Origin of the sequence: Achromobacter sp. UBA2119, assembly GCF_002331005.1 — a bacterium.
In the GTDB taxonomy this organism is placed as follows: Bacteria; Pseudomonadota; Gammaproteobacteria; order Burkholderiales; family Burkholderiaceae_B; genus Achromobacter; species Achromobacter animicus.
The window spans coordinates 153,998-175,593 of sequence record NZ_DCYD01000008.1 but is presented as its reverse complement, the minus strand read 5'-3'; the positions used below and the strand labels follow the sequence as shown (position 1 = coordinate 175,593).

Genomic DNA, 21,596 nt, shown 5'->3' with positions numbered 1-21,596 from the left:
GTTGTTGAACGGGCGGCCAGTTTCTTACATGAAGCGCACGGATCGCAGGGTGCGGGCGGTTGCAGCCGCCCGCGCGCCGCGCATCAGAAGGCGGGAACCACTGCGCCCTTGTACTTTTCCTGGATGAAGGTCTTGACCTCCGGCGAGTGCAGCGCGTCGACCAGCTTCTTGATGCCGGGCGCGTCCTTGTTGTCGCTGCGGGTGACCAGCACGTTGGCGTACGGCGAATCGGCGCCTTCGATGAACAGGGCATCCTTGGTCGGCACCAGGCCGGCTTCCAGCGCGTAGTTGGTGTTGATCAGCGCCAGATCAACGTCGTCCAGCGCGCGCGGCAGCATGGCGGCTTCGAGTTCGCGGAACTTCAGCTTCTTGGGGTTCTCGACGACATCGGCGGCGGTCGCCAGGATGTTGGCCGGATCCTTGAGTTTGATGACGCCCTGCTTCTGCAGCAGCACCAGGGCGCGGCCGCCGTTGGACGGGTCATTGGGGATGGCGACCGTGGCGCCGTCCTTCAGGTCGGACAGGCTCTTGATCTTCTTGGAATAGCCGCCGAAGGGCTCGACGTGGACCAGCGCCACCGGCACGAGCGTCGCCTTGCGATCCTTGTTGAAGCTCTCCAGGTACGGCTTGTGCTGGAAGAAGTTGGCGTCCAGTTGCTTGTCCGCCAGTTGCAGGTTGGGCTGCACGTAGTCGCTGAACACCTTGATGTCGAGCTCCACGCCTTCCTTGGCCAGCTTGGGCTTGACCACTTCCAGGATCTCGGCGTGCGGCACCTGCGTGGCGCCCACGACCACCTTTTCGGCGTGAGCCGCGTTGGCGGCAACCAGGAGGACCGACGCCGCCAGGGCGGAACGGACAAAGTTCAAACGCATGTGTTGCCTCTTTTATGGTGAAAACCGGGATCGATGTCCCGCAGGTTCGGGCAGGCCCCCTTTTGCGGGGCGTGCCGTTGTGAAAACGCCCCCAATTTACCTGAATGCCGGTTATTTGTCGGGCATATGGACATGGGTTTGCAGCATAAGAAACCTGTGGGGACTACAATCCGTCGTATGCTTGCGCTAGGCGCGTTCCAACCGCGTTCTTGTGCAGGCATTTTTTTAACGCCCATCAACTTTTTTGTTATTTATCTGCCGACTTAGCTGCCATGACCGACACCCCCGACCCTGCTGCCGTTTCGTCTCCCGCCGTCAAAGCCGCCGTGCTGTCCGAGGCTCTGCCGTATATCCGACGATTTCACGGCAAGACCATCGTGGTCAAGTACGGCGGCAACGCCATGACGGAAGAGCGATTGCAGCGCAGCTTCGCGCACGATGTCGTGCTGCTCAAGCTGGTGGGTCTGAACCCGGTGGTGGTCCACGGTGGTGGTCCGCAGATCGATGACGCCCTGCGCCGCATCGGCAAGCAAGGCACCTTCATCCAGGGCATGCGCGTCACCGACGCCGAGACCATGGAAGTCGTGGAATGGGTGCTGGGCGGCCAGGTCCAGCAGGACATCGTCATGATGATCAACGAGGTCGGCGGCAAGGCCGTCGGCCTGACCGGCAAGGACGGTGGTCTGATCCAGGCCCAGAAGAAGCTGATGGCCAACAAGGACAACCCGTCCGAGCCCATCGACATCGGTTTCGTCGGCGACATCACGATGGTCGAGCCGGCCGTCGTGAAGGCCCTGCAGGACGACCAGTTCATTCCCGTCATCTCGCCCATCGGCTATGGCGAAGACGGCACTGCGTACAACATCAACGCGGACGTGGTCGCCGGCAAGATGGCCGAAGTGCTGGGCGCCGAAAAGCTCCTCATGCTGACCAATACCCCGGGCGTACTGGACAAGGGCGGCAAGCTGCTGCGCAGCCTGTCGGCCCAGACTATCGACGAGCTCTTTGCCGATGGCACGATCTCCGGCGGCATGCTGCCCAAGATCTCGTCCGCGCTGGACGCCGCCAAGAACGGCGTCAATTCGGTGCACATCGTCGACGGCCGCGTGCCGCACTGCCTGCTGCTCGAAATCCTGACCGACCAGGGCGTCGGCACGATGATCAGCTCGCACTGATGACGCACACCCCCGCAGCACGGCGCGCCGCGCGATCGTCATGATGCAAGTGCGACGCCAGTTGCTGCGGCCCGCGGTGCGGATGCGCCGCTCCCGCGGGATTGCCACAGGCGCGCCCGAGCGCCTGTGGCTGTTCGATCTGGACAATACGCTCCACGACACCTCGCACGCCATCTTCTCCAAGATCGACCACGGCATGACGATGGCGGTGGCCGAGGCGCTGAACGTGGACGTGGATGCCGCCAACCTCGTGCGCAAGCAGTACTGGAAACGCTACGGCGCGACCATGATCGGCATGGTGCGCCACCACGGCGTGGATGCCCACGAATTCCTGCATCGCAGCCACGACTTCGACGTCGCGCCGTTGATGCGCTCGGAAAAGGCGCTTGCCTACAAGCTGCGCCGCCTGCCCGGCCGCAAGGTCCTGCTGACCAACGCGCCGCTGCACTATGCGCGGTCCGTCCTGTCGCATCTGGGCATCCTGCGCCACTTCGACAGCCTGTGGGCCATCGAGCACATGCGGTTGCATGGCGAGTTCCGGCCCAAGCCCTCCGCGGCGCTGTTGCGCTACGTGCTGGCGCGCGAAGGCGTTCCCGCCCACCGCGCCGTGCTGGTCGAAGATACGTTGGCCAACCTGCGGGGCGCCCGTCTGGCTGGCCTGAAGACGGTCCACGTGTATCACCCCGGCACGCCCTTCGGCCGCGGACGCTCGCACCGCCCGGCCTACGTCGACTTGCGGGTAAACTGCGTCAGTGATTTATTGTTACGCCGACGCCCCCTGCGGGGCTGACGGCTCGCAGCATCCCCTCCACCCGTCATCCTGCGCGAAGCAGTCCCTCCCATGGCGAGCAAACCCGGCGAGCGCAAGACCCAGATTCTGCAGACTCTGGCCGAAATGCTGGAACAGCCGCACGCGTCCCGCATCACCACGGCCGCTCTGGCCGCGCGTCTGGAGGTCTCCGAAGCCGCCCTCTACCGGCACTTCGCAAGCAAGGCGCAGATGTTCGAAGGACTGATCGAGTTCATCGAAACCAGCATCTTCACGCTGGTGAACCAGATCGCCACCGCCGAGCCCTACGGATTGCCTCAAGCCCACAAGACGGTCTCCATGCTGCTGACGTTCTCGGAGCGCAACAAGGGCATGACCCGCGTGCTGACCGGCGATGCACTGGTCACGGAAGACAATCGGCTGCAGGAACGTATCAACCACATCAACGACCGCATCGAGGCGTCGTTGAAGCAATCGCTGCGCATCGCCATCACCGACGGCGGCCTGCCGCAGGAAGCCAACGTTGCCGCGCATGCCAGCCTGCTGACGCATCTGGTGCTGGGCCGCTGGCTGCGCTACGCGCAAAGTGGATGGCGCGTCACGCCCACGCTGCATCTGGACGAACAGCTGCGTCTGGCCTTGGGCTGATGCGCCCGAATTAGCGCCATTTCAGGTACCAATCCCGGTTCTTTTCGCGGGTCGGCCGCACGCATCGTGATCCGATTGGTTCGCGCCGATGCAACACTCGCATGCTTGCCCCGCGCGGGGGGCGACGAGCATAATGCCCAGGACGAGTTTTCCACAAGCGCTGTTCTCCACCTTCTTGACGTTCATCAATACGGGTTTTCCACAATGCCGTCACGATCATCCTGTAGCGTCGACACACCGATTTGATTGACCCCGTGCTCGCGGGCGGTGTTTCGTCAGTTTGACCTCAACCGGAGAAGGATATGGCCGCGGAAACCGCAGTCCCCGCCTCGCAAGCCCCCAAGAAAACCAAAATTCCAATCGGGCTCATCGCCGGCATCCTCGTGATGATCGGCGTTTTAATGATGCCCCTGCCCGCAGACCTGCCCGTTGCAGGCCACCGCATGCTGGCAATCCTGGCGTTCGCCGTGGTCGTGTGGATCACCGAAGCCGTGTCGTACGAAGCCAGCGCCATCATGATCACGACGCTGATGGCTTTCCTTCTGGGCACCGCGCCCACCATCAAAGACCCCAACGTTCTCTACGGCACATCCGCCGCCATCAGCATGGCGTTGACCGGCTTTGCGAACTCGGCGCTGGCGCTCGTCACCGGCGCCTTGTTCATTGCCGCCGCCATGACATTCACCGGACTGGACCGGCGCATCGCGCTGGTAACACTGTCCAAGGTGGGCACCAGCACGCGCCGCATCCTCATCGGATGTATCGCCGTGACGATCGTGCTAAGCCTGGTCGTGCCCAGCGCCACCGCGCGCAGCGCCGCCGTGGTGCCGATCATGATGGGCGTCATCGCGGCCTTTGGCGTGGACAAGCGCTCGAACATCGCGGCCGGCATCATGATCATCGTGGCCCAGGCCACCAGCATCTGGAACGTCGGCATCCAGACCGCCGCCGCGCAGAACCTGCTGACGGTCGGCTTCATGGAAAAGATGCTGGGCGAACGCGTGGCGTGGTCGGACTGGCTGATCGCCGGCGCCCCCTGGTCGTTGATCATGTCGGCCGTGCTGATCGTCATCGTGCTCAAGCTGCTGCCGCCTGAAAGCAACAGCATCGCCGGCGGCAAGGAAGCCGTCGAGAAATCGCTGCTCGACCTGGGTCCCATGACCGGTGCGCAAAAGCGCCTGATGGCCGTGTCGGTCATGCTGCTGCTGTTCTGGTCCACCGAAGGCAAGCTGCACAAGTTCGACACCACCTCGACCACCTACTTCGGCCTCGTGCTGCTGATGCTGCCGCGCTTTGGCGTGATGACGTGGAAAGACGTGCAATCGCGTATCCCATGGGGCACGGTGATCGTGTTCGGCGTCGGCATCAGCCTGGGCACGGCGCTGCTCACGACGCAGGCTGGCCAGTGGCTGGGCAACCAGGTGGTGCTGCACACCGGCCTGGACCATCTTGGCCCCCTCGCCATCTTCGCCATCCTGGCAGCCTTCCTGATCGTCATCCACCTGGGCTTTGCCAGCGCCACCGCGCTGACCTCGGCCATGCTGCCCATCCTGATCTCGGTGCTGGCAACGCTGCCGGGCGACTTCAGCCGCCTGGGCATGACGATGCTGCTGGGCTTCGTGGTCAGCTACGGCTTCATCCTGCCCATCAACGCACCGCAGAACATGGTGTGCCTGGGCACCGAGACCTTCAACGCCAAGCAGTTCGCCAAGGTCGGCATCATTGTGACCATCGTCGGCTACCTCTTGATGCTGCTGATGGGCATGACGTACTGGCGCTGGCTGGGCTGGCTGTAAGGAGTCGTCATGAAAATCACGCTAGCCCAAGCCAACGAATACGGCCGCCGGGTGCTGATGGCACAAGGCGTGCCGGAAGACATCGCCCGCGACGTGGCCGAACATCTGGTGGAGTCCGACCGTGTCGGCTACACGAGCCACGGCCTGTCGATCCTGACGAACTACCGCCGCGTGCTGTCCGAGGGCCTGGCTCAGCCCGACGGCCGCCCCGAACTCCTCAACGACCGCGGCGCCATGCTGGCCTACGATGGCCACCACGGACTGGGTCAATACGTGGGCAAGGTGGTCATCGAAAAGGCGATAGAGCGCACGCAGGAACACGGCCAGTGCATTCTGACCCTGCGCCACAGCCATCACCTTGGCCGCATGGGCCATTTCGGTGAAATGGTGGCGGCCAAGGGGCTGATCCTGCTGGCCTTCACCAACGTAATCAACCGCTCGCCCACCGTCGCCCCGTTCGGCGGTGCGCAAGCGTGCCTGACCACGAATCCGCTGTGCTTCGCGGGCCCGTTGCCTGGCGGCCGCCCGCCGTTCATTGTGGACATGGCGACCAGCTCGATCGCGGTGAACAAGGCGCGCGTGCTGGCTGCCAAGGGTGAACAGGCGCCGCCAGGGTCGCTGATCGATGCAGAGGGCAATCCGACGACTGACCCGGGTGCACTCTTTACCGATCCGCCTGGCGCCCTGCTGCCCTTCGGCGGCCACAAGGGCTATGCGCTGGGACTGGTGGCGGAACTGCTCGCGGGTGTGCTGTCCGGCGGCGGCACGATCCAGCCTGAACATCCGCGCATCGGCGTGGCGACCAACAACATGTTCGCGCTGCTGCTGGATCCGCAGGTGGACTTCAATACTGACTGGCGGTCGATGGAGGTCGGCGCGTTCATCGACTACCTGCATGCGTGCAAGCCGCAGCCGGGGGTTGAGTCGGTGCAGTATCCGGGTGAATACGAAGCTCGGAATCGGGCGGTCAATGCGGATTCGGTGGAATTTGATAGCCGGATCTGGGATGGGTTGACGAAGTTGGCTGTGGAGCTTGGGGTGCCTGAGGCGTTGCCGTGAGGGAGGGTTTGGGCTGGCATTGTGCGGGGTTCTTTAGACGCCCGCCGTAGCGGGGGCTTGGTCATAATCGCGCGCAAACTCCTGCGGATCGCGTACGGGGTATGGCGAACAGGTCAACCCTTTGATCCAGAGAAATTGCGACCTACGACTGCTTGACCGAGACCATAGAATCTCGTCCGCCTTCGGCTCCCTTCGGTTTCCGTCGGGCGCATCTACACGCCCCGCGCTCCCCAGCCCCCGCTACGACGTGCTCCGGTTGCTTCAGCTTTGCTGGCCGCGGGGCGAGTTGGGTTCTTTAGGTTCTTGCCCACGGTGGGGGGAGAGAGAAAGATCTTGCGGGGCCCGCCCCCGGCCGGCCGCGCGGGCGGCCTTTGGGGGCTTACGCGGCGTCTTGCGTCGTGGCGATGACGCTTCGCGTGTGGCTGCGATTGCTCCAGGTGTCTGACACCGGCAGAAGATCGAAACCCGTCGCTCATTCCGGTGCCTAGAACCAGCTGCAAATCGCGCTAGCCTGGCCATTGATCGTCACTTGAACTCAAGTATCCGATGGGCGGCGCGCGTACGGGTCGGGAAGCTGTGGCAGGCGGCCGACGCGCGCCGCCCATCACCGCCCCTCCCTCCTGATCGTGATGCCATCAGCACACCGATCTCCACCAGCGCGAAGCGAACATCGCGACGACGTCCCACCACCCCGATGCCGATTGCCGCCGCCCGGGCGGCAGCAATTCGGCGGCCCCGCAGATCTCCTACCCTGACCACAGGTCTTGCAGCGCCCCATACCAAAGACCCTGGCAGCACGGCGTCGCGGTCACCGTGGGTGCGAGCGCCGTCGATGCGCCCGACGGAATCCGTAGGAGTCGCCGCAGGCGAGGACGAGGATGAGGATGGGGCAGTCCGGAGCGAAGGCTCCGGACCGCAATCGTGGGCGATCGCACCCACGGTGACCGCGGCGTCGGGCGACCTACGAAGAACTTCGCGGCGCCAAGATCACCGACCCACGAAGAACTTCGTGGCGCCAAATTCACCGACCTTCGAAGCCCCCAGGCAACAAGAGTCAACGAATGTAGGAGATAAGAACTAAGCCACGTCCAGACAGCAAAAGCCGCGACAAACCATCAAGACCAGCAAACCGCCATCAAGTCTTCACAGACCGATGCCGACTAATACTCATCATGATCCCAAACGCAATCCCCATCGTGAACAACGCCGTCCCCCCATAACTCATGAACGGCAACGGCACCCCCACCACGGGCAAGATCCCCGTCACCATGCCTACGTTCACGAATACGTAGATGAACAGCATCATCGTCAGCGCGCCCGCCAGCAGCCGGCCGAATTGCGACGCGGCCCGCGACGCGATCGTCAGGCCGCGCGCCATCATCAGGCCGTACAACACCAGGATTGCAATGCCGCCGTACAAGCCGAATTCCTCGGCGTACACGGCAAAGATGAAGTCAGTCGTGCGTTCCGGGATGAAGTCCAGGTGCGTCTGCGTTCCCTTCATGTAGCCCTTGCCGTACACGCCGCCCGAGCCCACCGCGATCATTGACTGGATCGTGTGAAAGCCCTTGCCCAGCGGATCGGAGCTGGGATTGAGCAGTGTGCAAACCCGGTGCTTCTGGTATTCATGCAGCACCACCCAGTCCACGTCCGGCTCGCAGAGCTGATCTTCGTAATAGACCAGTGTGCCGATGGCAATGACGCCGGCCAGCATGACCGGCACCAGCAGTTTGAACGACAGTCCCGCGAAATAGATCACGAAAAAGCCCGCGCCGAAGACCAGCAGCGCGGTGCCCAGGTCGGGCTGCAGCACGATCAGGCCAAATGGTGCGGCCAGCATCGCGGCGGCGGCAAGGAAGTCGCGCACGCGGACCGCGCCTTCGTGGCGCTGGAAATACCAGGCCAGCATCATCGGCACCGCGATCTTCATCATCTCGGACGGCTGGATGCGGGTCACGCCCAGGTTCAGCCAGCGGGTTGCGCCCTTGCTGGTTTCGCCGAAGAACTCGACGCCCAGCAGCAGCACCACGCCCACTACATAGAACGGCAACGCCAGCTTCATCAGCAGCTTTGGCGGAATCAGCGCCATTGTCCACATCGCAAAGAACGCGATGATGAAGTTGCGCGACTGTTCCGCGAAGCGCCAATCCGTGCCACCGACGGCCGAGTGCATCACCGTCAGGCCCAGCGCCGCGAACATCATCAGGATCGCGAGCAGCGGCCAGTCGAAGGCCGTGAACACGCGCAGCAGAATCAGGCCAAGACGTTTCATTGTTGGCGCACCAGGTCGGAGGCGATGTCATCGACGGTCGCCATGGTGTCGGCGGGTTGGGGACGCGCGATCTTGTCCTGGCGCTCCTTGGCCAGCCAGTAATCGAAGACCTTGCGCGCGACCGGAGCCGCCACGCTGGCGCCCCAGCCGGCGTTTTCGACGATCAGCGCCACGGCGATGCGCGGTTGCTCGAGCGGCGCGAAGCCCATGAACAGCGCGTGATCGCGCAGGCGTTCGTCGATCGCGCTGGCCCGGTAGTGGCCGCCACGCAGACTGAACACCTGCGCCGTGCCAGTCTTGCCGGCCGCCTGGTACGGTGTGTTGGCGAACGCGCGCCGCGCCGTGCCGGCGCGCACCACGTCGGCCATGGCGTTCTTGATGACGTCCACGTTGGCCTGCTTGAGGGGTATGCGGTAGTCCGGCGGCGCCTCGGTGGGCTTGGCCACGCCCGAGCGCGAATCGCGTACCGCGTGCACCAGGTGCGGGCGGCGGTACAGGCCGTTGTTGGCCAGCGTGGACGTGCCCTGCGCCAATTGCAGCAGCGTAAAGGCGTTGTAGCCCTGACCCACCGCCACGGAAATCGTTTCGCCCGCGTACCAGCGCTGGCGCTCCTTGTCCTTGTAGGCCGAGCGCTTCCAGTCGGTGGACGGCAGCACGCCGCGCTTCTCGCCTTCCAGGTCGATGCCGGTGATCTGGCCGAACCCGAACTGCTTGGTGAAATCGTGCAGGGCGTTCACGCCGATTTCAGGGCCGAGCGAATAGAAATAAGTGTCGGACGACACGACGATGGCCTTGTGCATGTCCGTCATGCCGTAGGCCGCGCCGCCCGCGTTGCGGAACTTCTGCCCGCCGAATTCGTAATAGCCCGGGTCCGAAACCCGGTCGGTCGCGCGGCGTTTGCCCAGTTCCAGCGCGGCCAGGGCCACGAAAGGCTTGTAAGTGGAGCCGATGGGATACGTGCCGTACAGGGGACGGTTGATCAGCGGATGGTCCGGCGATTCGTTCAGCATGCGCCAGTTGTCGACGTCGATGCCATCCACGAACAGGTTCGGGTCGAACGACGGCTGCGACACGAACGCCAGGACCTCGCCCGTATCCGGGTCGATGGCGACGAGGGCGCCGCGCTGGCCCTCGAAGGCCTCTTCGGCCACCTTCTGCAGGCCCATGTCGATGGACAGCATGATGTCCGAGCCCGGCACCGGATCGATGCGGCGCAGCGTGCGCATGGGCCGGCCGCCGGCGGTGACCTCGACTTCTTCGAGGCCCGTGCGGCCGTGCAGCTGCTCTTCCCAGGTCTTTTCGATGCCCTTCTTGCCGATGACCTCGGTGCCGCGGTAGTTGCCGAGCTGCCCGGCCCGGTCCAGCTCTTCGATGTCGTTGTCGGCGATGCGGCCGATGTAGCCGACCACGTGCGCAGCCGACACGCCCTGCGGGTACTCGCGCACCCAACGGGCGCGCAGTTCGACACCGGGGAACTGGAAGGCGTGCGCGGCAAACCACGCGGCTTCGGTTTCGTTCAGGTTGTTGCGCAGTTGCAGGCTGGCGTAGCGGCTGGATTCGGCCGCGCGGCGCTTGAAGCGGCGCTGGTCGGACGGGCTGATGTAGACGACTTCGGTCAGGCGCTCGAAGAGTTCGTTCATGTTGCCCGCGTGGGCCGGTACGACTTCGAGCGTGTAGGTGCGGTAATTGCGGGCCAGGACTTCGCCGTTGCGGTCCAGGATCTCGCCGCGGCGCGGCGGAATCGGCACGACCGCGATGCGGTTGCGGTCGGCGCGTTCGGACAGGCCCTCGTAGCGGTCGACCTGCAGATACCAGAAACGGCCGACCAGCACGCCGAAGCAGACCAGGGCAAAGGCGCCGCCCACCCAGGCGCGCAGGCGAAAGCGCTGCTTCTGCTGCTGGCCGGTTTTCTTGAATTCAAACATGACGCAACGCCGCCGTCAGGCGGATGAGGATTCGGCGTCGTCGACACCGCGTTGCGGCAGGTGCAGCACCCAACCCGCCAGCGGCCACAACGCAGCCGTCAGCAGCACGCTGATGCCCCAGTCCCAGCCCGGCCATTTTCCGGCCAGCCACGCGTGGATGATCTGGGTGACGAAGCGCGCAATGAAGAACACAGGCAGCATGTGCATCGCCTGGCTCCAGAGGTCGAACCGTTGCAGCCGGCGATGCAGGACCACCGCGCCGTAGGCGACGAGCGTGTACGACAGCGCGTGCTCACCCAAGAGGCCGGCGTCGTGCACGTCCATCAGCACGCCGAAGAAGAAGGCCGTGAACAGACCCACGCGGCGCGGCTCGTGCACGCACCAGAAAGCGATGATGAGCAGTAGCACGTCGGGCGCGCCCTGCCACAGACGCCACGGCAGCAGCGACACCAGCCAGGCGAGCAGGACGGTGCCCCACACGAAAAAGGCATGCGCGGGACCCGACAGCCGGTCGGGATGCACGTTGCTGGGCGTGCCAAGGCGGCGCGGGGACTGCCCCGCAGCGTGTTGGTTAGTCCGATCCACCGGAATCGACCTCCTGACGGTTGGACTCGGCGCGATCCACATCCACCTGCAGAACCAGGAAATGGCGATAGCGTTCGGGATGGGCCAGCGGTTCACATACGGCGCGCGCGAAACCGGAGGCGGTATCGCGTTCCACCGAGGTCACCTTGGCCACGGGCAGGCCGGCGGGAAAGAGGCCGCCGACGCCGCTGGTGACAATAGTATCGCCTTCCTTGATGTCGGCATTGGCCGCCAGGTAACGCACTTCCATCTTGCCGGGCGAGTTGCCGCCGAACGCAATCAGACGAAGTCCGTTGCGCAGGAGTTGCACGGGGATGGAAACCTGCTCGTCGGTGACGAGCGCCGCTTCAGCGGTCATGGGCGTCACGCGAACGATCTGGCCAACCACACCGCCTTCGTCGATGACCGGCATGCCGGGCGCCAAGCCAGCCTTGCTGCCCTTGTTGAAGACCAGGCGCTGCGTGAACGCGTTGGTGGGTTCGTACATGACTTCAACGACCACGGCGGACTGCGCCACGGTGTCGGTCACGCCAAGCAGGCGGCGAAGCTGGGAGTTTTCGGCGGCAAGCTGCGCCGCGTGGGATGCGACCTGGGCGAGTTCGATGCGCTGACGCTGCAAGGCTTCGTTTTCGCTGCGGATGAGGTTGGCCGCGTTAACCCATTCGTTGACTTGCTGGACGAGATCGCGCGGCGCCATGACGGCACGCTGGAACGGATAAAGCCCTACGGCAATCGCGCGGCGCGCCGGTTCCAGCATGCGCCATTGGGAATCCATGACGATCAGGGCCAGGGCAAGGACGACCAGAACGACCAGCCGCACCTCTGCCGGTGGGCCGCGCCTGAATAGGGGGGGAGTCCCTTGTCGTTGCATGAATCTCAGCCCGGGCGCCCGCGTCCGAGGCCCCCGCAGCGGCCGGAGCCAGAAAAAAGCGGGGCTCCGGGCTGGCGGGCAATATTAGTCGTTGATGAAGATGGCGCCCAGTTTCTCAAGGTGTTCCAGCGCCTCGCCGCAACCGCGCACGACGCAGGTCAGGGGATCGTCGGCCACCACGACCGGCAGGCCGGTTTCTTCTTGCAGCAGGCGGTCCAGGTCACGCAGGAGCGCGCCGCCACCAGTCAGGGCGATGCCCTTGTCGGTGATGTCGGCGCCCAGTTCGGGCGGCGTCTGTTCGAGCGCGATCTTGACGGCGGAAACGATCTGGTTGAGCGGATCGGTCAGCGATTCGAGGATCTCGTTGGACGAGACCGTGAAGCTGCGCGGCACGCCTTCGGCCAGATTGCGGCCCTTGACTTCGATTTCGCGGACTTCGGAACCCGGGAACGCCGAGCCGATTTCCTTCTTGATCAGTTCGGCCGTGGGTTCGCCGATCAGCATGCCGTAGTTGCGGCGGATGTAGTTGACGATGGCTTCGTCGAACTTGTCGCCGCCGACGCGCACGGAACCCTTGTAGACCATGCCGCCCAGCGAGATGACGGCCACTTCAGTGGTGCCGCCGCCGATGTCGACGACCATCGAGCCGCTGGCGTCGGACACGGCCAGGCCGGCGCCGATGGCGGCGGCCATGGGTTCTTCGATCAGGAAGACGTGGGAAGCGCCGGCGCCGAGCGCCGATTCACGGATGGCGCGGCGTTCAACCTGGGTGGAGCCGCAGGGCACGCAGACGATGATCCGCGGGCTGGGCGCCAGCATGTTGCGAGGGTGCACCATGCGGATGAACTGCTTGAGCATCTGTTCGGTGACCGTGAAGTCGGCAATCACGCCGTCTTTCATGGGCCGAATGGCCTCGATGTTGCCGGGAACGCGACCGAGCATTTGCTTGGCTTCGTGCCCGACGGCCTGAATGATCTTCTTGCCGTGGGGGCCGCCTTCATGACGGATTGCGACCACGGAAGGCTCATCGAGAACGATGCCCTTGCCGCGGACGTAAATCAGCGTATTGGCGGTACCTAGGTCAATCGCCATATCGCTGGAAAAATAACTGCGCAGGAATCCGAACATGGGAGCTCAGCTAAATTCTGGGGGGAATTGGGGTCAAGCCGCGGGGCGTTTGGCCCGTGAAACAACGGGTCCGCCTGTCATCACGGCGATTAAACCGTGAATCATAACTTATAATTTCCCCGGAAATAGCGCATAAATGCAGGCTATTCAAGCTTTGTAACGGGTTTGGCGTATGCATACTGCCCACTCCCGCCCCGCGGCCTTCGCTTACCGATTTTTGCAATCCCCCATGGCGCTCAACGACAAAGATGTGGCCCGCATTGCCCGGCTGGCCAGAATCGAACTGACCCCCGACCAGCGCACTGTCGCGCAGGCCGAACTCAACGGCATCCTCCACCTGATCGAACGGCTTCAGTCCGTCGATACCCAAGGCGTCGAACCCCTGGCTCATCCCCTGTCCGCGCACGAGGACATCGTATTGCGCCTGCGTGAAGACGCCGTGACCGAAGCCGGATCGGAAGCCCGCCGCCAGGAACTGCTGGCCAACGCGCCCGATGCCCAGGACGGCCTGTTCCTGGTTCCCAAGGTCCTGGATTAAGTCATGACGAAACCTGCCCTGCATACCCAATTCGAGGGGATCGCCGCGTTGCGCGCGGCCCTCGCGCAACGCGAAGTCAGCGCGGTAGACCTGGCGCAAAGCGCCCTGTCGGCCGCCGAAGCGGCCAGCGGCCTGAATTCCTTTTTACATATTGACGCCGAATTGACGCTGGCCCAGGCCCGCGCGGCCGACGCTGCACTGGCAGCCGGCACCGCGGGTCCGCTGGCCGGCATCCCGATCGCCCACAAGGACGCGTTCGTGACGCGCGGCTGGCGCACTACCGCGGGCAGCAAGATGCTCGACGGTTACGTCAGCCCGTTCGACGCGACCGTCGTGGAACGCCTGGGCGCGGCCGGCGCGGTGTCGCTGGGCAAGCTGAACTGCGACGAATTCGCCATGGGCTCGGGCAACGAGAACTCGGCATACGGCGCCGTGAAGAACCCCTGGGATCACGCCGCCGTACCCGGCGGTTCGTCGGGCGGTTCGGCCGCCGCCGTGGCCGCCCGCCTGGTCGCCGCCGCCACCGGCACCGACACCGGCGGCTCGGTCCGCCAACCCGCCGCGCTGTGCGGTGTCAGCGGCATCAAGCCCACTTACGGCACCGTGTCGCGTTACGGCATGGTGGCCTTCGGCTCCAGCCTGGACCAGGCCGGCCCGCTGGCCCCCAGCAGCCGCGACCTGCTTGAAATCCTGGATGTCATCAGCGGCTTCGATCCGCGCGACGCCACCAGCCTCGAAAAATGCGATGGCGCGGTCAACGAACCCGGCCGCGTGCGCCGCGACTTCGACGCCGCGCAGGCCCGTTTCGACGCCGCCGGCAGCCAGCCGCTCAAAGGCCTGCGCATCGGTGTGCCCGAAGAGTATTTCGGCGCCGGTCTGGCCCCCGATGTGGCCGCCGCCGTGCAGGCCGCGCTTGAGCAGTTCGAAGCGCTGGGCGCCGTGCGCGTGCCGGTGTCGCTGCCGCGCACCGAGCTGGCCATTCCGGCTTACTACGTAATCGCCCCCGCCGAAGCGTCCAGCAACCTGGCCCGCTACGACGGCGTGCGCTACGGCCACCGCGCCAAGCAGTATGGCGACCTGAACGAGATGATCAGCCGCTCGCGCGCCGAAGGCTTCGGCGACGAGGTCAAGCGCCGCATCCTGATCGGCACCTACGTGCTGTCGCACGGCTATTACGATGCTTACTACTTGCAGGCGCAGCGCCTGCGCCGCCTGATCGCGCAGGACTTCCAGCGCGCCTATGCCGACCAGTGCGACGTCATCATGGGACCGGTGACGCCGTCGGTCGCCAAGAACATCGGCGACAACCGCGACGACCCGACCGCCGACTGGCTGGCCGACGTCTACACGCTGGGCGTCAGCCTGGCGGGCCTGCCCGCCATGTCGATCCCCTGCGGCTTCGGTGGCGAAAAACAGAATCGCCCCATCGGCCTGCAGATCATCGGCAACTACTTCGACGAAGGCCGCCTGCTGGCCATCGCCGACCGCTACCAACACGTGACGGACTGGCATCAGCGTGCCCCTGTCCAGCAAGGCTGAGAACATGAACTGGGAAATCGTCATCGGCCTGGAAACGCACACGCAGCTTTCCACGGACTCCAAGATCTTTTCGGGCAGCAGCACGCAATTCGGCGCCGCACCCAACACGCAGGCGAACGAGGTTGACCTGGCCCTGCCGGGCAGCCTGCCGGTCATGAACCGCGGCGCGGCCGAACGCGCCATCCGCTTCGGCCTGGCCGTGGGCGCCAAGATCGCCCCGCGCTCGGTTTTTGCGCGCAAGAACTACTTCTACCCTGACCTGCCCAAGGGCTACCAGATCAGCCAGTACGAGCTGCCGGTGGTGGTGGGCGGCTCGCTGTCGTTCTTCGTCGGCGAAGAAGAAAAGACCGTCAACCTGACGCGCGCCCACCTTGAAGAAGACGCCGGCAAGTCCCTGCACGACGACTTCAACCTGGGCAATGGCAGCCCGGCCAGCGGCATCGACCTGAACCGCGCCGGCACCCCGCTGCTGGAAATCGTGACCGAGCCCGAAATGCGCTCGGCTGCGGAGGCCGTGGCCTACGCGCGCGCGCTGCACAGCCTGGTCGTGTGGCTCGGCATTTGCGATGGCAACATGCAGGAAGGCTCCTTCCGCTGCGATGCCAACGTGTCGGTCCGCCCCGTGGGCCAGAAAGAATTCGGCACCCGCACCGAGATCAAGAACGTCAACTCGTTCCGCTTCCTGGAACGCGCCATCACCTATGAAGCGCGCCGCCAGATCGAGCTGATCGAGGACGGCGGCACCGTCGTCCAGGAAACGCGTCTGTACGACGCCGACCGCGACGAAACGCGCAGCATGCGCAGCAAGGAAGACGCGCACGACTACCGCTACTTCCCCGATCCCGATCTGCCCACGCTGGTGATCTCCAGCGCGTGGGTGGACGAGGTCCGCGCCGCCATGCCCGAACTGCCGGCCGCCCAGCGCGCCCGCTTCGAAACGGAATACGGCCTGCCCGCGTACGACGCCGCGCAACTGACCATCAGCCGCGATCTGGCCGCGTACTTCCAGGCGGTCGCCAACGCGCTGCCGGCCGGCCAGGCCAAGCTCGCGTCCAACTGGGTCATGGGCGAAGTCGCCGCCGTGCTCAACAAGGAAGAAAAGACCATCGCCGAATCGCCCGTCGCGGCGCCGGCGCTGGCGGCCCTGATCGGCCGCATCATCGACGGCACCATCTCCAACAAGATCGCCCGTGAAGTCTTCGGCGCCATGTGGGCTGGCGAAAACGGCGGCGATGCCGACGCCATCATCGAATCGCGCGGCCTGAAGCAGATCAGCGACACGGGCGCCATCGGCGCGATGATCGACGAAGTGCTGGCCGCCAACCCGGCCATCGTCGAGGAGTACCGCGCCGGCAAGCAGAAGGCGTTCAACTCCCTGGTCGGCCAGATCATGAAGGCCGCCCGCGGCAAGGCCAATCCGCAGCAGGTGAATGATCTGCTGAAGCAGAAGCTGGATAGTTGATGGACCGCCGGTTCTCCCCACGGAGAACCGGCGCAATATCAGACTGAATCAGGGGCCGCGGCATATTGCCGCGGCCTTTTGTTTGGCCAAGAATGATCTGGTCGATTTCGCCGGAGGCTTGGCCATGAACTACACCGAGGTCAGCAGCAACGACTTGCTGCACCGATTCACCGATTACCTGCAGGCCCTCAGCCAGGGGCAGCACTTCATCATCTCTGTCGACGGCGTGCGCCGTGCAAGGCTGACGCCCGTCCTGCCCGATACCTCACTGAACGCGCACGATGCCCTGGAGGCCATGAAGCGCCTGCATACCGCGGCTCCGGTCTCCCACGACATCATCCGCGCCTGGATCGAAGAAGGCCGGGAATGAACACCATCCGTCTGGTGCCGGACGCGTCGGTCGCCCTTGCCTGGCTGCTGTACCGCGTGGATGTCCACGAATCGCTGCTTGCCCAGCATCTGCTCGACGTCGCGCACGGCTCGCAAAACACCGTGCCTCACATCTGGCGCGTGGAAGTTGCCAATGGCGTTTTGCGTGCAGAGCGCAGCCAGCGCATTTCGCGGGCCCAGGTCGCTGCGTTCAATCAACTTCTCGACAACCTGCCCATCGCCGCCGACAACGACGATGCGGCTTCCAGCATCGCGCGCACCTGCCAGCTTGCCCGCGCCCATGGGTTGACTGCCTACGACGCCAGTTATCTCGAACTCTCGCTGCGGCAGCGCGCGTGCCTGGCCACCTTTGACCGCAAGCTGGCGGACGCGGCGCGGGCCAGCGGCGTCACCGTGTTCGGGCAACCGCACGGCGTCGCCGAACCCGTTGCGCCCTATCTATGGCAATGACGTTTTGGCAATTGCATCTTTGCAATGACAAAGGGCGGCCCATGGCCGCCCTTTGTCATTGCTTTCAGCAACGAGACGCTTACTTCACCCCGTACTTCGTCCGATACGCCAGCACGGCATCCCGGTTCTCCGCAAACGACGCATCATCCTGCAGCAGGGCCAGGATGTCGGTCAGCGAGGCAATCGCCACCACGGGGATGCCGTAGGTCTTGGCCACGTCCTGCACGGCCGAATGCGGCGACAGGTCGTCGTCCGGGCCGGCGCGCTCCATGCGGTCCATCGCGATCAGCACGGCGGCCGGTTCGGCGCCGGCGGCGCGGATGATTTCCACGGACTCGCGCACCGACGTGCCGGCCGTGATGACGTCGTCAATGATGACGACCTTGCCTTTGAGCGGAGCGCCAACCAGCGTGCCGCCTTCGCCGTGATCCTTGGCTTCCTTGCGGTTGTAGGCGAACGGCACGTCGCTGCGGCCCTGCATGTCCGGGTGGCCGGCCAGCGCCACGGCGGTGGCGGTGGACAGCGGGATGCCCTTGTACGCGGGGCCGAACAGCATGTCGAACTCGACGCCGGAATCCAGCAGCGCCTGTGCGTAGAACTGCGCCAGCTTGCCGACCGAGCGGCCATTGTTGAACAGGCCTGCGTTGAAGAAATAGGGGCTGATGCGGCCCGACTTGACCTTGAAGCTGCCAAAGCGCAGAACGCCCTCGTTCAAGGCGAAACGGACGAAATCCAGGGCGGTGACGGAGGACGGGGCGGCGGGCATGCAGGGTGATCCGGAAGGTGGCAGACCCCGCATTTTATCCGCTGTCGGGGCTGTTCCAGGTGGCCGCGGCGGAGTCGGTTAAATTCCTGGCATTGTCCGCCCCCCTGCGGCCGCATCACAGGAGTTTCGCTTTGCTGCGCATCACGTCGATCAACCTCAATGGCATCCGGTCCGCCTTCAAAAAGGGCCTGCAACCGTGGATGGAAAAGCACGCCGCCGACGTGCTGTGCCTGCAGGAAATCAAGGTATCCCACGAGGACCTGACCGACGAACTGCGCCATCCGCCCGGCTACACCGGCCACTTCCACCACGCCGTGAAGAAGGGCTACAGCGGCGTGGGCATCTACCTGCGAGATGCCGCGGAGCGCGTGAACAACGGCTTTGATTGTGAAGAGTTCGATAGCGAAGGCCGCATCATCCGCGCCGACTGGAAGGATCTGTCGGTCATCAGCGCCTACCTGCCATCTGGCTCCAGTGGCGACGAACGCCAGCAGGCGAAGTACCGCTTCCTGGACAGTTTCGGCCCGTGGATCGATGCCTTGATGCACGAGCACAAGACGACCGGCCGTGAATTCGTCATTTGCGGCGACTGGAACATCGCGCACAAGGAAATCGACCTGAAGAACTGGAAGGGCAACATGAAGAATTCGGGCTTTCTGCCCGAAGAGCGCGCGTGGCTGACGGACGTCTTCGACAAGCGCGGCTTTGTGGACGTGTTCCGCACCATCGACGACCGCCCCGACCAGTACACCTGGTGGAGCAATCGCGGCCAAGCCTGGGCCAAGAACGTCGGGTGGCGCATCGACTACCAGATCGCGACCCCCGGCATCGCGGCCAAGGCGCGCAGCGTCGCCATATACAAGGACGAACGCTTCTCGGATCACGCGCCGTTGACGATCGATTACGACTTCACTTTGCGCGCGTGATTTTTCTCAAAATAAATATAGGGACGCATTAAGGGCGCCGGGCGGGCGGCGGCGTCTTTGCGACGCTGCCGGATGCCCCGCAGCGGCGTATCAGAAGGCGCCCTGCCCTATGCCGCATCGGCGAAATTAAACGGGGGCACTTCAAAAATCCCTGAATTTTCAAGCGCCCCCGTTTGATCAGCCCGGTTTCCATCCACAGCCGATCAACACTCCGCTTTTATACGTCCCCGTTTATCGTCTGGAAAAATCTGTTTGTTATCAAGGTGATGGCGCGGTTTTTCGCTTTGCGCAGGGCAACATTTTGCCCCTACAATCCCCGCACCATACAGGTGCAGCCATGCACCAAAACAAACTGATCGCGCCCCAATTTGGCGCAATTTCCGCACCTATTCGAAGCACCCCCGAGGAGATCATGGTGAAAGTGCAGAGTCTGGACGACTTCCTGCGTGGCGTCGCCGCGCGCGACCCGCAGCAACCCGAATTCATGCAAGCCGTCCAGGAGGTGATGCTCAGCTTGTGGCCCTTCGTCGAGAAGCATCCCCACTACGCCGAGCACGCTCTGCTGGAACGCCTGGTCGAACCGGAACGCGTCATCCAGTTCCGCATCTGCTGGACCGACGATCAGGGCCGCGCCCAGGTCAACCGCGGCTTCCGCATCCAGCACAGCTCCGCAATCGGCCCCTTCAAGGGCGGCATGCGCTTTCACCCGTCGGTGAACCTGTCGATCCTGAAGTTCCTTGCCTTCGAACAGACCCTGAAGAACTCGCTGACCACGCTGCCCATGGGCGGCGGCAAGGGCGGTTCCGACTTCGATCCCAAGGGCAAGTCCGACGCCGAAGTCATGCGCTTCTGCCAGGCGCTGATGATCGAGTTGTATCGCCACCTGGGTCCGGACACCGACGTGCCCGCCGGCGATATCGGCGTGGGCGCGCGTGAAGTCGGCTTCATGGCCGGCATGATGAAAAAGCTGTCCAACTCCACCGCCAGCGTCTTCACCGGCAAGGGCCTGACCTTCGGCGGCAGCCTGATCCGCCCCGAAGCCACCGGCTACGGCACCGTCTACTTCGCCGAAGAAATGCTCAAGCGCGTCGGCAAGTCCTTCGACGGCATGCGCGTGTCCGTGTCGGGCTCGGGCAACGTGGCGCAGTACGCCATCGAGAAGGCCATGGCGCTGGGCGCGCGCGTCATCACCGTGTCGGATTCGAACGGCACCGTGGTCGACGAAGCCGGCTTCAACCACGAGAAGCTTGTGGCGCTGATGCACATCAAGAACGACCTGCGCGGCCGCCTGGACTCCTACGCCCGCCAGTTCGGCCTGCAGTACGAAGCCGGCAAGCGCCCGTGGCACGTGCCCGTCGACGTCGCCCTGCCCTGCGCCACGCAGAATGAGTTGGAGCTGTCGGACGCCCAGACGCTGATCAAGAACGGCGTGCTGGCGGTTGCCGAAGGCGCCAACATGCCCGCCACGCTGGACGCCGCCAAGGCCTTCATCGCCGCGCGCGTGCTGTACGCGCCGGGCAAGGCCAGCAACGCCGGCGGCGTCGCCGTGTCGGGCCTGGAAATGGCCCAGAACTCGGCCCGCCTGTCGTGGACCCGCGAGGAAGTGGACACCCGCCTGCATGCCATCATGCGCGACATCCACGAAAACTGCGTGCGCCACGGCCATTCGGAGCGCGAGTACGTGAACTACCTGGACGGCGCCAACATTGCCGGCTTCGTCAAGGTCGCGGACGCCATGCGTCAGCAAGGGCTGTATTGATCGCCGCCCGCTGAAGCGCGCGCGACAACGCGCGGGCCCGGCATGCAAAAGGCCGACTCGGATGAGTCGGCCTTTTGCATTGCGGCGATGGCGGGCCGCCGATGGGGCCGCGGATTGGCCCGCGCCTGCACCGCTAAAAAGCGCGCAGCCTGGCGGGGTGGCGCAAAGATCAGTGCTTCATCGCGCCGTGATCGTGGCTCATGCCGGGATTATGCGAAGCCGGCTTGACCTTGAATTCCACCGCCACTTCGCCTGCCTTTTCAAACTTGAGCGTGGCGGGCACGGTGGCGCCATCCTTGAACGGCGCCTTCAGCTTGATGAACATGACGTGATAGCCGCCCGGGCTGAGCTTGACCTCGGTGTCGGCGGGCAGCGCGATGCCGCCTTCGACCTGACGCATCTTGGAGACGCCGTTTTCGGTCTGCACGGTGTGCAGTTCGACGCGTTCGGCGGCATCCGACGAGACCGACAGCAGACGGTCCGGCGCCTTGGCGTCATTGTCGATATCCATGTACCCCGCACCGTTGGCCTGTCCGGGCGCCGAGGCGCGGACCCAGAGATCGTCGACTTCGACCTGGCCGACCTTGTAGTCCTTGGCCCACGCCGAACCGGCGGTGCACAGGCCGATCGCGGCAACAACGGCAAACTTGCGGATGTTCATGGGTG

20 protein-coding genes are annotated in these 21,596 nt (G+C 64.5%); 12 read left to right on the top strand and 8 right to left on the bottom strand.

Annotated elements, in window-relative coordinates:
• Positions 1–83: 83 nt before the first annotated feature.
• Positions 84–872: a MetQ/NlpA family ABC transporter substrate-binding protein gene (locus B3098_RS04545; RefSeq protein ID WP_056560303.1), complete on the bottom strand. Its 789-nt coding sequence runs from the start codon at positions 870–872 to the stop codon at positions 84–86.
• Positions 873–1,144: 272 nt separating this feature from the next.
• Here B3098_RS04545 and argB point away from each other — a divergent pair, with 272 nt between their 5' ends.
• The 5 genes from argB (at position 1,145) to B3098_RS04520 (ending at position 6,319) form a co-directional block, all read left to right on the top strand.
• Positions 1,145–2,047 (top strand): acetylglutamate kinase, encoded by a 903-nt coding sequence (argB, locus tag B3098_RS04540; protein WP_013396740.1) that lies wholly within the window; start codon positions 1,145–1,147, stop codon positions 2,045–2,047.
• 43 nt (positions 2,048–2,090) lie between these two features.
• Complete coding sequence (locus tag B3098_RS04535; RefSeq protein WP_286892183.1) at positions 2,091–2,837, top strand: pyrimidine 5'-nucleotidase; 747 nt, start codon at positions 2,091–2,093, stop codon at positions 2,835–2,837.
• 51 nt (positions 2,838–2,888) lie between these two features.
• Positions 2,889–3,464 carry a nucleoid occlusion factor SlmA gene (gene slmA / locus B3098_RS04530; protein ID WP_056560305.1) on the top strand — a complete coding sequence of 192 codons (576 nt, stop codon included), beginning with the start codon at positions 2,889–2,891 and terminating at the stop codon, positions 3,462–3,464.
• Positions 3,465–3,766: 302 nt separating this feature from the next.
• Complete coding sequence (locus B3098_RS04525) at positions 3,767–5,260, top strand: DASS family sodium-coupled anion symporter (RefSeq protein ID WP_175122023.1); 1,494 nt, start codon at positions 3,767–3,769, stop codon at positions 5,258–5,260.
• A gap of 9 nt (positions 5,261–5,269) precedes the next feature.
• On the top strand, positions 5,270–6,319 hold the full coding sequence (locus tag B3098_RS04520) for an Ldh family oxidoreductase (RefSeq protein WP_175138984.1): 1,050 nt from the start codon (positions 5,270–5,272) through the stop codon (positions 6,317–6,319).
• 1,135 nt (positions 6,320–7,454) lie between these two features.
• On the opposite strand, the gene rodA is transcribed toward B3098_RS04520, so the two are convergent.
• From rodA to B3098_RS04495, 5 genes are all read right to left on the bottom strand, one after another.
• Positions 7,455–8,591, bottom strand: a complete 1,137-nt coding sequence (rodA, locus tag B3098_RS04515; RefSeq protein WP_056560313.1) for a rod shape-determining protein RodA — start codon at positions 8,589–8,591, stop codon at positions 7,455–7,457.
• Complete coding sequence (gene mrdA / locus B3098_RS04510) at positions 8,588–10,516, bottom strand: penicillin-binding protein 2 (protein ID WP_279973754.1); 1,929 nt, start codon at positions 10,514–10,516, stop codon at positions 8,588–8,590. The genes rodA and mrdA overlap by 4 nt, the downstream gene beginning before the upstream one ends.
• Positions 10,517–10,531: 15 nt before the next feature.
• Complete coding sequence (mreD, locus tag B3098_RS04505; RefSeq protein ID WP_175125001.1) at positions 10,532–11,038, bottom strand: rod shape-determining protein MreD; 507 nt, start codon at positions 11,036–11,038, stop codon at positions 10,532–10,534.
• A gap of 49 nt (positions 11,039–11,087) precedes the next feature.
• Complete coding sequence (mreC, locus tag B3098_RS04500) at positions 11,088–11,972, bottom strand: rod shape-determining protein MreC (RefSeq protein ID WP_056560320.1); 885 nt, start codon at positions 11,970–11,972, stop codon at positions 11,088–11,090.
• 84 nt (positions 11,973–12,056) lie between these two features.
• The gene (locus B3098_RS04495) at positions 12,057–13,100 is read right to left on the bottom strand and encodes a rod shape-determining protein (RefSeq protein ID WP_006216320.1); all 1,044 of its coding nucleotides are present in this window, start codon (positions 13,098–13,100) and stop codon (positions 12,057–12,059) included.
• A 229-nt stretch (positions 13,101–13,329) separates the two neighbouring features.
• Between B3098_RS04495 and gatC the strand changes: the two genes are divergently transcribed.
• The 5 genes from gatC (at position 13,330) to B3098_RS04470 (ending at position 17,479) form a co-directional block, all read left to right on the top strand.
• The gene (gene gatC / locus B3098_RS04490) at positions 13,330–13,638 is read left to right on the top strand and encodes an Asp-tRNA(Asn)/Glu-tRNA(Gln) amidotransferase subunit GatC (RefSeq protein WP_175124992.1); all 309 of its coding nucleotides are present in this window, start codon (positions 13,330–13,332) and stop codon (positions 13,636–13,638) included.
• A 3-nt stretch (positions 13,639–13,641) separates the two neighbouring features.
• Positions 13,642–15,177, top strand: a complete 1,536-nt coding sequence (gatA, locus tag B3098_RS04485; RefSeq protein ID WP_279973750.1) for an Asp-tRNA(Asn)/Glu-tRNA(Gln) amidotransferase subunit GatA — start codon at positions 13,642–13,644, stop codon at positions 15,175–15,177.
• 4 nt (positions 15,178–15,181) lie between these two features.
• Positions 15,182–16,639, top strand: coding sequence for an Asp-tRNA(Asn)/Glu-tRNA(Gln) amidotransferase subunit GatB (gene gatB / locus B3098_RS04480; protein WP_175124990.1), 1,458 nt, complete (start codon positions 15,182–15,184; stop codon positions 16,637–16,639).
• Positions 16,640–16,763: 124 nt separating this feature from the next.
• The gene (locus B3098_RS04475; protein ID WP_191578461.1) at positions 16,764–17,009 is read left to right on the top strand and encodes a hypothetical protein; all 246 of its coding nucleotides are present in this window, start codon (positions 16,764–16,766) and stop codon (positions 17,007–17,009) included.
• On the top strand, positions 17,006–17,479 hold the full coding sequence (locus B3098_RS04470; RefSeq protein WP_175139639.1) for a type II toxin-antitoxin system VapC family toxin: 474 nt from the start codon (positions 17,006–17,008) through the stop codon (positions 17,477–17,479). Before B3098_RS04475 ends, B3098_RS04470 begins: the two co-directional genes overlap by 4 nt.
• Before the next feature lie 79 nt (positions 17,480–17,558).
• Here the strand turns inward: B3098_RS04470 and pyrE are convergent, their stop codons facing one another.
• Entirely contained in the window at positions 17,559–18,245 is a 687-nt protein-coding gene (gene pyrE / locus B3098_RS04465; protein ID WP_286892007.1) for an orotate phosphoribosyltransferase, read from the bottom strand.
• A 131-nt stretch (positions 18,246–18,376) separates the two neighbouring features.
• Between pyrE and B3098_RS04460 the strand changes: the two genes are divergently transcribed.
• Both B3098_RS04460 and gdhA read left to right on the top strand, forming a co-directional pair.
• Positions 18,377–19,171 (top strand): exodeoxyribonuclease III, encoded by a 795-nt coding sequence (locus B3098_RS04460; RefSeq protein ID WP_218343266.1) that lies wholly within the window; start codon positions 18,377–18,379, stop codon positions 19,169–19,171.
• A gap of 412 nt (positions 19,172–19,583) precedes the next feature.
• Positions 19,584–20,930, top strand: a complete 1,347-nt coding sequence (gdhA, locus tag B3098_RS04455) for an NADP-specific glutamate dehydrogenase (protein ID WP_239213470.1) — start codon at positions 19,584–19,586, stop codon at positions 20,928–20,930.
• 169 nt (positions 20,931–21,099) lie between these two features.
• On the opposite strand, the gene B3098_RS04450 is transcribed toward gdhA, so the two are convergent.
• Positions 21,100–21,591: a copper chaperone PCu(A)C gene (locus tag B3098_RS04450; RefSeq protein WP_175124985.1), complete on the bottom strand. Its 492-nt coding sequence runs from the start codon at positions 21,589–21,591 to the stop codon at positions 21,100–21,102.
• Between the last annotated feature and the right edge of the window lie 5 nt (positions 21,592–21,596).

Bases quoted from the DNA above. Each gene is read 5' to 3' on its own strand.
- B3098_RS04545 (WP_056560303.1), bottom strand. From the start codon at position 872: ATGCGTTTGAACTTTGTCCGTTCCGCCCTGGCGGCGTCGGTCCTCCTG.
- argB (WP_013396740.1), top strand. From the start codon at position 1,145: ATGACCGACACCCCCGACCCTGCTGCCGTTTCGTCTCCCGCCGTCAAA.
- B3098_RS04535 (WP_286892183.1), top strand. From the start codon at position 2,091: ATGCAAGTGCGACGCCAGTTGCTGCGGCCCGCGGTGCGGATGCGCCGC.
- slmA (WP_056560305.1), top strand. From the start codon at position 2,889: ATGGCGAGCAAACCCGGCGAGCGCAAGACCCAGATTCTGCAGACTCTG.
- B3098_RS04525 (WP_175122023.1), top strand. From the start codon at position 3,767: ATGGCCGCGGAAACCGCAGTCCCCGCCTCGCAAGCCCCCAAGAAAACC.
- B3098_RS04520 (WP_175138984.1), top strand. From the start codon at position 5,270: ATGAAAATCACGCTAGCCCAAGCCAACGAATACGGCCGCCGGGTGCTG.
- rodA (WP_056560313.1), bottom strand. From the start codon at position 8,591: ATGAAACGTCTTGGCCTGATTCTGCTGCGCGTGTTCACGGCCTTCGAC.
- mrdA (WP_279973754.1), bottom strand. From the start codon at position 10,516: ATGTTTGAATTCAAGAAAACCGGCCAGCAGCAGAAGCAGCGCTTTCGC.
- mreC (WP_056560320.1), bottom strand. From the start codon at position 11,972: ATGCAACGACAAGGGACTCCCCCCCTATTCAGGCGCGGCCCACCGGCA.
- B3098_RS04495 (WP_006216320.1), bottom strand. From the start codon at position 13,100: ATGTTCGGATTCCTGCGCAGTTATTTTTCCAGCGATATGGCGATTGAC.
- gatC (WP_175124992.1), top strand. From the start codon at position 13,330: ATGGCGCTCAACGACAAAGATGTGGCCCGCATTGCCCGGCTGGCCAGA.
- gatA (WP_279973750.1), top strand. From the start codon at position 13,642: ATGACGAAACCTGCCCTGCATACCCAATTCGAGGGGATCGCCGCGTTG.
- gatB (WP_175124990.1), top strand. From the start codon at position 15,182: ATGAACTGGGAAATCGTCATCGGCCTGGAAACGCACACGCAGCTTTCC.
- B3098_RS04475 (WP_191578461.1), top strand. From the start codon at position 16,764: ATGAACTACACCGAGGTCAGCAGCAACGACTTGCTGCACCGATTCACC.
- B3098_RS04470 (WP_175139639.1), top strand. From the start codon at position 17,006: ATGAACACCATCCGTCTGGTGCCGGACGCGTCGGTCGCCCTTGCCTGG.
- pyrE (WP_286892007.1), bottom strand. From the start codon at position 18,245: ATGCCCGCCGCCCCGTCCTCCGTCACCGCCCTGGATTTCGTCCGTTTC.
- gdhA (WP_239213470.1), top strand. From the start codon at position 19,584: ATGGTGAAAGTGCAGAGTCTGGACGACTTCCTGCGTGGCGTCGCCGCG.
- B3098_RS04450 (WP_175124985.1), bottom strand. From the start codon at position 21,591: ATGAACATCCGCAAGTTTGCCGTTGTTGCCGCGATCGGCCTGTGCACC.